Here is a 12,365-nt window from a genome sequence, read left to right as displayed (position 1 = left end):
TACAGAGGAACCGGCACTCTACTGCAAAGCCGTCACCTGCTGAAAGACGCGTTGGTTGTAGATTATGCCCCGGCGTTCTGAGCCGCCGCCTCACGGCGCAGCCACTGCCGCAGATTTTCGCCTTCCTGCGACAGTTCACTGTCCAGCCGAGCGCACAGGTAATAATCGCGGCCGTCATCGATCGGCAGATCGAACATTTTGATCAACTCACCGCTCTCAAGGTACTGGGCGATTAACGGTTCACGCATCAACGCGCACCCTAACCCCGCCTGCACCGCCGCCAACGTCAACAATCCATCCTCGAACATCGGGCCGATACTGCGCAGCGGGCGCTTGACGCCGGCCTGCTGAAACCATTGCATCCAGGTATTGCGCTCCTCGTCGTGCAGCAGCGGCAGCGTCGTCAGCTGATCCGGCGTATCGAGCAGACCGTGCAGTTTACTGAATGCCCGGCTGCACACCGGCACCATTTTTCCGGACATCAGCTTCTCGCTGCGATAGCCGGTCCACTGCCCGACCCCGAAGCGGATCGACAGATCGGCGGCGTCGCTCAGGTAATTGCGGTGGTTGGCGTAGACCACATTGATGTCGATATCCGGATTTTCACGCAGAAAACCGCGCAGCCGCGGAATGAACCAGCCCATGCCGAACAGCGGGATCAGGCTGATGGTCACCTGCCGCGACGCGGATTGTTCACGCACGTGTTCGGTCGCCTGCCGCAACACGTTGAACGCCGAGCGAATCGAGCGGTAATACTCCCGCCCCTCGCTGCGCAACACCAGGTTACGCCCCTGCCGTTCGGTCAACGGCATCTGCAAAAATGCCTCCAGCGTTTTGAGTTGATGACTGACCGCCGAAGGCGAAATCATCAGCTCGTTAGCCGCCGCGCTGATGCCACCCAGGCGCGCGATGGCTTCGAACGCCCGCACGGCGCGCAGCGGCGGATCGTTCGGCAGCATCGGCAATGGCTCATCGTACTGTTCTGTTTTTTTCATATATTGACTGTTTTTGGGAAATCGACACTGAAGGAATGGATTCAATATACATAAAAATCAATACATTAAAATCACTCGTTTTTTGTATAAGAAAGTATTTTTCCGTATTTTACAATTTTTTTAAATTCTCTACTGTGAGCCTCTGACTCATTATCTCCGGACTCTCCTTATGGATACGCTGGTACAGCAAACCGTCAACGGTTTGATGCTCGGCAGCATTTATGCGCTGATCGCGCTCGGCTACACCATGGTGTACGGCATCCTGCGCATCATCAACTTCGCGCACGGCGACGTGCTGATGGTCGGGGCGCTGAGCGCGCTGTCGGCGATAAACGTGTTGCAACACCACTTTCCCGCGTTATCGCCCTACGCCACGCTGCTGCTGGCAGCCCTGTGCGCCATGGCGGTCTGCGCCATCACCTCGATGGCGATCGAGCGTCTGGCCTATCGCCAGTTGCGTAATGCACCGCGCCTGGCCCCGCTGATCAGCGGCATCGGCGTCTCGCTGCTGTTGCAAACCCTGGCGATGCTGATCTGGTCACGCAATCCCCTGATGTTTCCGCAGCTGTTGCCGATGACGCCCATCGCCCTGACCGCAGGCAGCGCCGAACATGCGCCGGCGGTGATCACCGGCACGGCGATCGTCACGCTGGCGGTGGCCGTAGCGGTGATGGCCGGTCTCTGGCTGCTGGTCGAACACAGCCGTTTCGGCCGCGCCATGCGCGCCACGGCGGAAAACCCGCAGGTCGCCGGCCTGATGGGCATCAGTCCTGACCGCATCATCGTTCTGACCTTCGCGCTCGGCGGCGCGCTGGCGGCGGTCGCCGGCATCATGATGGCCAGCAACTACGGCAATGCCGGTTTCTCGATGGGCTTTCTGCCCGGCATCAAGGCGTTTACCGCCGCCGTGCTCGGCGGCATCGGCAACCTGCGCGGCGCGATGCTCGGCGGATTGCTGCTGGGGCTGTTCGAATCGCTGGGCACCGGCTATCTCGGCGAGCTGACCGGCGGCGTGTTCGGCAGCAACTACCAGGACGTGTTCGCGTTTCTGGTGCTGATCGCCGTGCTGGTTTTCCGCCCCTCCGGGCTGTTGGGCGAACGCATCGCCACGCGCGCATAAGGACATCACCATGACCGTTTTGACTCCCCCCGCTCCTCTGGCCAGGCCGCGTTGCGCCGGGCTGGGGCTGACGTTGTTCATTCTCTCCCTGCTGCTGGCGCCCTGGGTGGCGGGTGCCGCCGGCGGCAACTATTGGGTGCGCGTTGTCGACTTCGCCTTGCTGTACCTGATGCTGGCGCTCGGGCTGAACATCGTGGTGGGCATGACCGGATTGCTGGACATGGGCTTTATCGCTTTTTACGCCGTTGGCGCCTATCTGGCCGCGCTGCTGTCGTCACCGCATCTGACGCAGCAGTTCCCGCTGCTGCTGCAGTGGTTCCCCGACGGACTGCACCTGTCGATGCTGTGGCTGATCCCGCTGGCGGCGCTGCTGGCGGCGGCGTGCGGCATCCTGCTCGGCGCGCCGACGCTGCGGCTGCGCGGCGATTATCTGGCGATCGTCACGCTGGGCTTCGGCGAGATCGTGCGCATTCTGATGCGCAACCTGGATCGCCCGGTCAACCTCACCAACGGCCCCAAAGGCATTTCCGGCGTCGATCCGGTCAGCCTGTTCGACCTGAAGTTTTCCGGCATGCATGAGTGGTTCGGCGTGCGTTTTTCCGGCCTGTACCTGTATTACTACCTGTTCGCCGCGCTGCTTCTGGCGATCCTGTTTATCAGCCTGCGGCTGCAGAATTCGCGCATTGGCCGCGCATGGACGGCGATCCGCGAAGACGAGGACGCCGCGCGGGCGATGGGCATCAACACCCGCAACTTCAAGCTGCTGGCCTTCGCCATCGGCGCCACCTTCGGCGGCGTGGCCGGCGCGCTGTTCGCCGCGTTTCAAGGCTTCGTGTCGCCGGAATCCTTCACCCTGCAGGAATCGATCGCCGTACTGGCGATGGTGGTGCTCGGCGGCATGGGGCACATTCCCGGCGTGATCCTGGGCGCGCTGCTGCTGGCCGCCCTGCCGGAGCTGCTGCGCAGCAGCATGGGGCCGCTGCAGCAGGCGCTGTTCGGCCAGGTGCTGATCGACCCGGAAATCATCCGCCAACTGTTCTACGGCCTGGCGCTGATCCTGGTGATGCTGTATCGCCCGGCGGGCCTATGGCCGGCTCGCCATGCCGGGAGGAACGCCGCATGACGCCGCTGCTCGCTTTAAATCACGTCAGCAAACGTTTCGGCGGCCTGACGGCGGTGGATGACGTCAGCATGAGCATCCGCCAGGGGGAAATCTACGGCCTGATCGGGCCGAACGGCGCCGGCAAAACCACCTGCTTCAACCTGATCACCGGCCTGTATCGCGCCGACGAGGGCGAGTTCAGCCTGTTGGGCCAGCGCTATAAACCGCAGGCCATCGACAAAGTGGCGCAGGCCGGCATCGCCCGCACCTTCCAGAACCTGCGGTTGTTCAACGAAATGAGCGTGCTGGAAAACGTGATGGTCGGCTGCCATGTGCGCACCCGCAACGGCCTGTGGGCGGCGATCGCTCGCCACGGGCGCGCGAAAGAGGAGGAACAGGCGGTGCGCGATAAATCTCATGCGCTGCTGGAGTACGTCGGCATCAGCCAATTCGCCCATTACCGCGCCGGCGATCTCGCCTATGGCCATCAGCGGCGGCTGGAGATCGCCCGCGCGCTGGCGACCGAGCCCCGGCTGCTGGCGCTGGACGAACCGGCGGCGGGCATGAACGCCGGAGAAAAAGTGGCGCTGCGCGAACTGCTGCTGCGCATCCGCGACAGCGGCAAAACGCTGCTGCTGATCGAACACGACGTCAAGCTGGTGATGGGCCTGTGCGATCGGCTGACGGTGCTGGATTACGGCAAAGCGATCGCCGAAGGCGAGCCGGCGCAGGTGCGGCGCGAACCGGCGGTCATTCAGGCCTATCTGGGAGGCGGCGCGCATGTCTGAAGCCCTGCTGAGCGTTAAACGACTCAAAGTGTCTTATGGCGGCATTCATGCGGTCAAAGGCATCGATTTTATGGTCAACGCCGGCGAACAGGTGACGCTGATCGGCGCCAATGGCGCGGGCAAGACCTCCAGCCTGCGAGCGCTGACCGGCCTGCAGCCGTTCGAAGGCGACATCCTGTTCGACGGTTGCTCGATTCGCGGCGTGCCGCCGCACCGGTTGCTGCAACGGGGGCTGGTGATGGTGCCGGAGGGACGCGGCATTTTCACCCGTTTGACGGTGCGGGAGAACCTGCAGCTCGGCGCCTATGCGCGGCGCGACAAATCGGCGGTGCGGCAAGATTTCGAACGGGTGTGCGCCACCTTCCCGCGGCTGAGCGAGCGCCTGCACCAACCGGCCGGGCTACTTTCGGGCGGTGAACAGCAGATGGTGGCGATGGGCCGCGCGCTGCTCAGCCGCCCGCGGTTGCTGATATTGGACGAACCCTCGATGGGGCTGGCGCCGATTGTGGTGGAAGCCATTTTCACGGTCATCAAGCAGTTAGCCCGTGACGGCGTCACGCTACTATTGGTCGAGCAGAACGCCCGCCTGGCGCTGGAGTCCACCGATCGCGCCTACGTGTTGGACAGCGGTAGCCTGAGCCACAGCGGCCGTTCCGCCGACATGCTGGACGATGAAAAAATCAAACAGATCTATTTGGGTGAATAACCGTTGTTTCTTTTAACCGCACCAGGAGTATGACATGCAACAGAACATTCGCATCAAACCGTTGGCGCTGGCTGCCATGACAATGATTCTTAGCCTCCCGGCGCTGGCGGCCGACACCGTGCTGATCGGCCTGGCCGGGCCGCTGACCGGCCCTTCCGCGCGCATCGGCAAAGATCTCGAAAACGGCGCGCAACTGGCGATCGCCGACGCTAACGCGCAGAAACCGACGCTGAACGGCAAACCGGTCACCTTCAAACTGGTGTCCGAGGACGACCAGTCCGATCCGCGCACCGCCGTGGCCGTGGCGCAGCGTTTGGTCGACGAAGGCGTCGCCGGCGTGGTCGGCCACTGGAACACCGGCACCAGCATCCCGGCGGCGCGCATCTATCACGACGCCGGCATCGCCCAGGTGGCGCCGGTCGCCACCGGTCACGGCTATACGCAACAAGGTTTTGACACCAGCTTTCGCGTGATGGGCCACGACGACGACGGCGGCAACTACGCCGGGCAATATGCGGTGAAGACGCTGAAAGCCAAGCGCATCGCGGTGATCGACGATCGCACCGCTTTCGGCCAGGGGCTGGCGGACGAATTCATCAAATCGCTGCAGGCCCAGGGCGTGCAGCCGGTCGCCCGTGAATACGTCGATGACAAGACCGTCGATTTCAGCGCCGTGCTGACCACCGTGCGCAGCAAAAACGCCGATCTGATCTTCTTCGGCGGCGTAGATTCCCAGGCGGCGCCGCTGGCGCGCAAACTGAAACAGTTGGGCATGAACGCGCAGCTGATGGGCGCCGGCGGCTTTGTCAGCCAAACCTTCCTGACGCTGGCGCAGCAGGAAGGTGAAGGCGTGGTGGCGCTGGAGCCGGGGCTGCCGCTGGAACAGATGCCGGGCGGCAAGGCGTTTGAGCAAGCCTACCGCGATCGTTACCACACCCACATCGAACTGCATGCGCCCTTCGCCTACGACGCCACCCGAGTGCTGATCGCCGCCATCGAACAGGCCGGCTCGGCCGACCCGGCCGATTATCTGCCGAAACTGCGCGCCATACATTATCAGGGCGTGACCGGCGCCATTGCCTTCGATGCGCAGGGCAACCTGCAACAGCCGAGCTTCACCCTGTATCGGGTGGTTGACGGCAAATGGCAGCCGCAAACCGTGTTGGGCGGCGCCAAACCACAATAAATCAAGAGGAGCAAGGCGATGAGCTGTGCAAACAACGAGTTGGGCATTTTGGCCCGCAGAAAAATCGAGGCGGAGATCATCAAACCGATCTACCAGATCCTGGTGCGTGAAATCGGCAAGGCGCGCGCCCAGGCGGTGATCGGCGAGGCCATCGAGAATGCCGCCATCGAGGCGGGCAAACAGTTCGCCGCCCAGGAACCGAACGGCGCGGATCTGCGCAGCTTCGCCGCCTTGCAGTACCTGTGGGAAAAAGACGATGCGCTGCGCGTCGAGGTGATCAATCAGGACGAACAGCACTTCGACTATAACGTCACCCGCTGCCGCTACGCCGAGATGTATCACGAGATGGGGCTGGGGGAGATCGGCCACCTGCTCTCCTGCGCTCGCGACAGCCAGTTTATCGTCGGCTATGCACCTGACGTTGAACTGCAGCGCACCCAGACCATCATGTCCGGCGCCCCTTGCTGCGATTTCCGCTACACCGCTAAAACGCCGGGAGAAGATCAATGACGTATCGAGTCAACGGCGAGCGCCTGTGGCAAAGCCTGCAGACGATGGCGCAGTTCGGCGCCATCGCTGACAACGGCGTCACCCGCCTGGCGCTCAGCGAAGAGGATCGTCAGGCGCGCGACCAGCTGCGCCGATGGGCGCTGGAGGCCGGTTGCAGCGTGCGCGTCGATCGGATGGGCAACATGTTCCTGCGCCGTGAAGGCACGCGGCCCGAGCTGGCGCCGGTCGTCACCGGTTCTCACGGCGACTCGCAGCCCCGCGGCGGCCGTTTCGACGGCATCTACGGCGTGCTGGCCGGATTGGAGGTTATTCGCAGCCTCAACGATCGGCAGATCGTCACCGAACGCGCGATTGAAGTGATCAACTGGACCAACGAAGAAGGCGCGCGCTTCGCGCCGGCGATGATCGCCTCGGGCGTGTTCGCCGGGGTATTCGACCTGGAATACGGCCTGACGCGCCACGACGAGCACGGCGTCAGCCTCGGCGAGGCGCTGGAGCGAATCGGCTACGCCGGCGAGTATCCGGTGGGCGGCACGCCGATCCATGCCGCCTTCGAGTTGCACATCGAACAGGGGCCTATTCTGGAAGCGGGGCATCTCGACATCGGCGTGGTGACCGCCGCACAAGGGCAGCGCTGGTATGAACTGGAGGTCGTCGGCTTTAGCGCCCATGCCGGCACCACGCCGATGGACCGCCGCCGCGACGCCCTGCTGGGCTTTGCGACGCTGGTCACGGCGGTCAATCGCATCGGCTGGGATTTCGCGCCCGACGCGCGCGCCACGGTGGGCATGGCGCAAATTACCCCCAATTCACGCAACGTGGTGCCGGGACGCGTCTTTTTCAGCGTCGAATTCCGCCATCCAGAGGAGTCAATTCTGGCGCAGATGGAGCAGCGCCTGCTGGCGGCGGTGAACGCCGTCAACGACGGCAGCCTGACCGCGCGCGCCGAGCGCATCTTCCAGTATCCCCCGGTCGCTTTCGATCGGGGCTGCATCGACAGCGTACGTCATGCCGCGCAAGCGTTGGGCTATCGCCATCGCGACATGATTTCCGGCGCCGGCCACGATGCCTGTTACCTTAACCGCGTCGCTCCGACGGCCATGATTTTCATTCCCTGCGTGGACGGCATCAGCCACAACGAGCGGGAAGATATCACCCCCGCCTGGGCCGCCGCCGGCGCCGACGTGTTGCTCAACGCCCTGCTGGCGCACGCCGACGCCTGATCCTCGCCCCGGTTTGGCGCCGGGGCAAAAAATATTCAACAAAACGGTTGAATATTAGCCTGCCTGATCTATATTCAACCATATGGTTGAATTATCTTCCTCACAGCTGGACGCCATTTTTCATGCGCTGGCCGACCCGACCCGCCGCTCGATGTTACGCGCGCTGGCCGGCGGTGAGCGCAGCATCGGCGAACTGGCCGCGCCGCTGCAGATGTCGTTCGCCGGCGCCTCCAAGCACGTGAAAGCACTGGAACATGCGGGCCTGGTGCAACGCACCGTGCAAGGAAGAAACCATATCTGCCGGCTCGAACCCGAGCCTATGGCGCAGGCCATGCTCTGGCTGCAAACCTATGAACATTTCTGGACTGAACGGCTGGATGCGCTCGAACAGGCGCTGCTGCAGCCCGAACAGCTTCCTCCCAAGGAGTGAACCATGAATGATTACGGCATGATTATCGAACCCGGCACGCTGCGCATCCAGCGGCTGCTGCCCGGCCCCATCGAGCGGGTGTGGGCTTACCTGACCGAATCCGACAAGCGCGCCACCTGGCTGGCGGCCGGCGCCATGAAGTTGGAAAACGGCGCGCCGCTGGAGCTGGAGTTTCGCAACTCCGATCTGGCTGGCGAGCACGAGCCACCGCCGGCCAAGTACAAACAGCACGGCGGCTGCGTCAGCAACCGCGGCCACATCACCTGCCTGTTCCCGCCGCGCCTGCTGAGCTTTACCTGGGCCGAACAAGATCAGGGCCGCCCTTCCGAGGTGACCTTCGAGCTGACGGAACAGGGAAACGCGGTGCTGCTGACGGTCACCCACCGGCGCCTGGCCAACCGCGACGAGATGCTCAGCGTCGCCGGCGGCTGGCACACCCATCTGGATATCCTGCTGGATCGTCTGCACGATCGGGCGCCGCAGCCGTTCTGGAGCACCCATGCCCGGCTGGAAGAAGAGTACCGCGCCCGCCTGTAATTACGACTCGTCCCTGCGCCTGAACGCCAGATAACCCGCGATCAGCGTAAAACTGCCGACCAGCAACACCAGCAGGATAAAACCGTGGTGATTGCTGGCCAGCGGTATCCCTCCGACGTTCATGCCGAAGAAACCGGCGACGATGTTGATCGGCAACGCCAGCACGGTGATCACCGTCAGGGTGTAGAGCGTGCGGTTATTCTGCTCCATCAGCTTGGCGCCCAGTTCTTCCTGCAGCAGCCGGATGCGTTCGGTCAGGCTGGCGAGATCGTTCAACACCACGGTGAACTCTTCGGTAAACTGCCGCAGATCCTGCACCACCTCACGGCTCAGCCAGGCCGGCGGCCGGTTCAACAGCCGAAACAGCGCTGCCGGTTCCGGCGCCAACAGGCGCTGAAAGCGCAATAACATGCGGCGCATGCGCCCCAGCTCGGCGCGGTTGCGTTTGACGCGGCGGGTCAGCAGGCGATCCTCGATGGTATCGACATACTGGTTAGCCTGCCGCACCACCTGTTCCAACACGTCCTCCTGCTCTTCCAGCAGGTGCGCCAGCAGCTCGGTAGACGATGCCAGCTCCAGCGCCGTCAGGCGGCCAAGCAGCCGTTCAATCAATCGCACCGGTTTGTGACGCACGGTGACCACCAGCCCACGGCAGCAATAGAGCCACAGCGTCGCCGTTTCCGGGTTGTTGTCCTCAGGGTGGAAAATCACGTCGTTGAGCACCGCGAACAGATCGTCGCCCTGGCGCTCGATGCGCGTGGTGTGGGAACCATGCCGAATTTCATGGAAGAAAAAATCGGAAATGGCGAAATGGTTTTTCAGCCACTTCTCCGCCGCCGCGTGGTTGAGATTGAGGTGCAGCCAGACAAAGCCGTCGCCGGACGGCAAAGCCTGGTAGGCCTGACAGATCTGCTGCGAGTTCAGGCGCACCGGCGGCTCACCGGAACGAAACACATGGCCGTAGATCAGCCCGGTCACTTCATCATCGAAATCAAGCTTGTGCATCTTTTCCGCTAACCGTTGCACCATAACGCCTTATCCTGCCTGTTGCCGTTAACCCAAGACCGTCCCCGCTGTTATAACAATCTTTATTTATCGGCGTTAATGATTTTCACCGTTCCCGATGATTAATATTTTCGTCATAAAAAAGCCACATTCATTCAGAATACTTTTCAGGCGACAGCTACCGCATTCAATCCTCTTAGGAAGGTCATTATGAGCGATAACAGCGCCGTTCAAACGGGTGTGCCGGCCGCATCCAGCCTGCCCAAGCTGCATCAAAAGAACAGTCGACTCACTGTTCTTTTTTTTGTGTTTTTATTAATTCTGGGGATCGCGTTCGCCGGGGTGAACTTATTTAACGACGTCAGCGACGCCGGCGCCGTCTATACCAGTTACATTCCGTTTTTATTATTGGGGCTGGCGCTGCTGATCGCGCTGGGCTTTGAATTCGTCAACGGCTTCCACGACACCGCCAATGCGGTCGCGACGGTGATTTACACCCACTCGCTGTCGCCGATGGTCGCCGTGGTGTGGTCCGGTTTCTTCAACTTTCTCGGCGTGTTGCTCTCCAGCGGCGTGGTGGCCTTCGGCATCATTTCGCTGCTGCCGGTCGAGCTGATCCTGCAGGCTGGCACCGGCAACGGCTTCGCCATGGTGTACGCCCTGCTGTTCTCCGCCATCATCTGGAACCTCGGCACCTGGTGGCTCGGGCTGCCTGCCTCGTCGTCGCATACGCTGATCGGCTCGATTATCGGCGTTGGCGTGGCCAACGCCCTGATCCACGGCCGCACCGGCACCAGCGGCGTGGACTGGGGCCAGGCGATCAAGGTGGGCTATGCGCTGCTGCTGTCGCCGGTGATCGGCTTCGTGTTCGCCGGCCTGCTGCTGCTGGCGCTGAAGCTGTTCGTCAACAACCGCCAGCTGTACAGCGCGCCTAAAGACAATAGCCCGCCGCCGCTGTGGATCCGCGGATTGCTGATCCTCACCTGCACCGGCGTTTCCTTTGCCCACGGCTCCAACGACGGCCAGAAAGGCATGGGCCTTATCATGCTGATCCTGGTGGGCACCATGCCGATCGCCTACGCCCTGAACCGCTCGATGCCGCCGGAGCAGATCCCCCGGGTGGCGGCGCTGGCGGAGGTGACCAAAAACGAGCTGCTGCGCCAGTTCCCGGCCGGCGACCAAACGCCGCCGCGCGAGGTGCTGACCGGCTATGTGCGCACCAGCGATCTGACTCCGGAGGTAGTGCCGGCGCTGGCGCAACTGACCGGCGCGATCGGCGATCAAATTCGCCAGTACGGCTCGGTCGACAAGATCCCGGCACAGGCGGTGTCGAACACCCGCAACGACATGTACCTGGCGTCCGAGACCATCAAGCACCTGAAGACAGAGCATCAGTTGCAGATCAATCCCGACACGCAGCGCAACCTCGACGCGCTGAAGGGCGAACTCGACAACGCCACCCGCTTCATTCCCTTCTGGGTGAAAGTGGTGGTGGCGATTGCACTGGGGCTCGGCACCATGGTCGGCTGGCGCCGCATCGTGGTGACGGTGGGCGAAAAGATCGGCAAATCGCACCTGACCTACGCCCAGGGCGCCAGCGCCGAACTGGTGGCGATGACCACCATCGGCGCGGCCGACGCCTTCGGCTTGCCGGTTTCGACCACTCACGTACTTTCATCCGGCATCGCCGGCACCATGGCAGCCAACCGCTCCGGCCTGCAAATGGCCACCCTGCGCAATCTGCTGATGGCCTGGGTGCTGACGCTGCCGGCCTCAGTGCTGCTGTCGGCGGTGCTGTACTGGATCTTCAACCATTTCTAACACCGGGCTGATACGGAGAAAATCTGATGACCATGCATGAATTCAACCGCGAAGACGGATTCAACCAGCGCCTGCTGCAAGAATTTTACGACAGCTACGACGAAGAGCTGGAAATGGAGCTGGACGACCTGCGCTTCGACGCGGCAGAAGTCGACAGCGACGCGAAGAAAGCCTGGCGCAAGCAATACTTCCGCGAACTGCTGCGCCTGCAGGGCGAACTGGTAAAGCTACAGGACTGGGTGATGCGTACCGGCCATCGGCTGGTGATCCTCTTCGAAGGCCGCGACGCCGCCGGCAAGGGCGGCGTGATCAAACGCATTACCCAGCGCCTCAACCCGCGCACCTGCCGCGTGGCGGCGCTGCCGGCGCCGAACGATCGCGAACGCACCCAGTGGTATTTTCAGCGTTATATCGCGCATCTGCCCGCCGCCGGCGAAATGGTGCTGTTCGACCGCAGCTGGTATAACCGAGCCGGCGTGGAGCGCGTGATGGGCTTTTGCAACGACGCAGAGTACGAGGAGTTTTTCCGCAGCGTGCCGGAATTCGAAAAAATGCTGACGCGCAGCGGCATCCAAATCGTCAAATACTGGTTTTCGATCACCGATGAGGAGCAGGAGCTGCGTTTCCTCAGCCGCATTCACGATCCGCTCAAGCAGTGGAAACTCAGCCCGATGGATCTGGAAAGCCGCCGCCGCTGGGAGGACTACACCGAGGCCAAAGAAATCATGTTAGCGCGCACTAACATTGCCGAGGCGCCCTGGTGGGTGGTTCAGGGCGTCGACAAGAAAAAGGCCCGCTTGAACTGCATCACTCACCTGCTGCAGCAGGTGCCTTATGAGGAAGCCGAAGGTAACGTCATCACGCTGCCGCCGCGCAAACGCAGCCCGGAGTACCACCGTAACCCGGTGCCGGACAACATGGTGGTGCCGGAAATCTACTGAC

The 12,365-nt window shown here is 62.4% G+C and carries 13 protein-coding genes; 11 read left to right on the top strand and 2 right to left on the bottom strand.

Annotation, left to right across the window (positions count from 1 at the left end):
- Positions 1-62: 62 nt before the first annotated feature.
- The gene (locus ACJ8QF_RS14445; RefSeq protein ID WP_004938162.1) at positions 63-995 is read right to left on the bottom strand and encodes a LysR substrate-binding domain-containing protein; all 933 of its coding nucleotides are present in this window, start codon (positions 993-995) and stop codon (positions 63-65) included.
- Positions 996-1,164: 169 nt separating this feature from the next.
- Between ACJ8QF_RS14445 and ACJ8QF_RS14440 the strand changes: the two genes are divergently transcribed.
- The 9 genes from ACJ8QF_RS14440 (at position 1,165) to ACJ8QF_RS14400 (ending at position 8,597) form a co-directional block, all read left to right on the top strand.
- Positions 1,165-2,115: a branched-chain amino acid ABC transporter permease gene (locus tag ACJ8QF_RS14440; protein ID WP_442537610.1), complete on the top strand. Its 951-nt coding sequence runs from the start codon at positions 1,165-1,167 to the stop codon at positions 2,113-2,115.
- Between the two features lie 10 nt (positions 2,116-2,125).
- The gene (locus ACJ8QF_RS14435) at positions 2,126-3,238 is read left to right on the top strand and encodes an ABC transporter permease subunit (RefSeq protein WP_442537609.1); all 1,113 of its coding nucleotides are present in this window, start codon (positions 2,126-2,128) and stop codon (positions 3,236-3,238) included.
- Positions 3,235-4,005 (top strand): ABC transporter ATP-binding protein, encoded by a 771-nt coding sequence (locus tag ACJ8QF_RS14430; RefSeq protein ID WP_004938167.1) that lies wholly within the window; start codon positions 3,235-3,237, stop codon positions 4,003-4,005. Before ACJ8QF_RS14435 ends, ACJ8QF_RS14430 begins: the two co-directional genes overlap by 4 nt.
- Entirely contained in the window at positions 3,998-4,711 is a 714-nt protein-coding gene (locus ACJ8QF_RS14425; protein WP_004938173.1) for an ABC transporter ATP-binding protein, read from the top strand. Before ACJ8QF_RS14430 ends, ACJ8QF_RS14425 begins: the two co-directional genes overlap by 8 nt.
- A 76-nt stretch (positions 4,712-4,787) precedes the next feature.
- Positions 4,788-5,897, top strand: a complete 1,110-nt coding sequence (locus ACJ8QF_RS14420; protein ID WP_370531167.1) for a branched-chain amino acid ABC transporter substrate-binding protein — start codon at positions 4,788-4,790, stop codon at positions 5,895-5,897.
- 18 nt (positions 5,898-5,915) lie between these two features.
- Positions 5,916-6,407: an L-2-amino-thiazoline-4-carboxylic acid hydrolase gene (locus ACJ8QF_RS14415; RefSeq protein WP_021503759.1), complete on the top strand. Its 492-nt coding sequence runs from the start codon at positions 5,916-5,918 to the stop codon at positions 6,405-6,407.
- Complete coding sequence (locus tag ACJ8QF_RS14410; RefSeq protein ID WP_442537608.1) at positions 6,404-7,630, top strand: Zn-dependent hydrolase; 1,227 nt, start codon at positions 6,404-6,406, stop codon at positions 7,628-7,630. The genes ACJ8QF_RS14415 and ACJ8QF_RS14410 overlap by 4 nt, the downstream gene beginning before the upstream one ends.
- 82 nt (positions 7,631-7,712) lie before the next feature.
- A complete protein-coding gene (locus ACJ8QF_RS14405; protein WP_308372567.1) occupies positions 7,713-8,060 on the top strand; it encodes an ArsR/SmtB family transcription factor in 348 nt (115 codons plus the stop codon).
- Between the two features lie 3 nt (positions 8,061-8,063).
- Positions 8,064-8,597, top strand: a complete 534-nt coding sequence (locus ACJ8QF_RS14400; RefSeq protein ID WP_015377962.1) for an SRPBCC family protein — start codon at positions 8,064-8,066, stop codon at positions 8,595-8,597.
- Here the strand turns inward: ACJ8QF_RS14400 and ACJ8QF_RS14395 are convergent, their stop codons facing one another.
- On the bottom strand, positions 8,598-9,626 hold the full coding sequence (locus ACJ8QF_RS14395) for a transporter (RefSeq protein WP_280631560.1): 1,029 nt from the start codon (positions 9,624-9,626) through the stop codon (positions 8,598-8,600).
- A gap of 186 nt (positions 9,627-9,812) precedes the next feature.
- Here ACJ8QF_RS14395 and ACJ8QF_RS14390 point away from each other — a divergent pair, with 186 nt between their 5' ends.
- Positions 9,813-11,423 (top strand): inorganic phosphate transporter, encoded by a 1,611-nt coding sequence (locus tag ACJ8QF_RS14390; protein ID WP_442537607.1) that lies wholly within the window; start codon positions 9,813-9,815, stop codon positions 11,421-11,423.
- Positions 11,424-11,449: 26 nt separating this feature from the next.
- Complete coding sequence (gene ppk2 / locus ACJ8QF_RS14385) at positions 11,450-12,364, top strand: polyphosphate kinase 2 (RefSeq protein ID WP_442537606.1); 915 nt, start codon at positions 11,450-11,452, stop codon at positions 12,362-12,364.
- Position 12,365 lies beyond the last annotated feature (1 nt).

It is taken from the genome of Serratia sp. CY81684 (assembly GCF_052166595.1).
Taxonomy (GTDB): Bacteria; Pseudomonadota; Gammaproteobacteria; order Enterobacterales; family Enterobacteriaceae; genus Serratia; species Serratia nematodiphila.
Note: the sequence above shows the minus strand (reverse complement) of the source record. Positions and strands in the feature narration are given on the sequence as shown.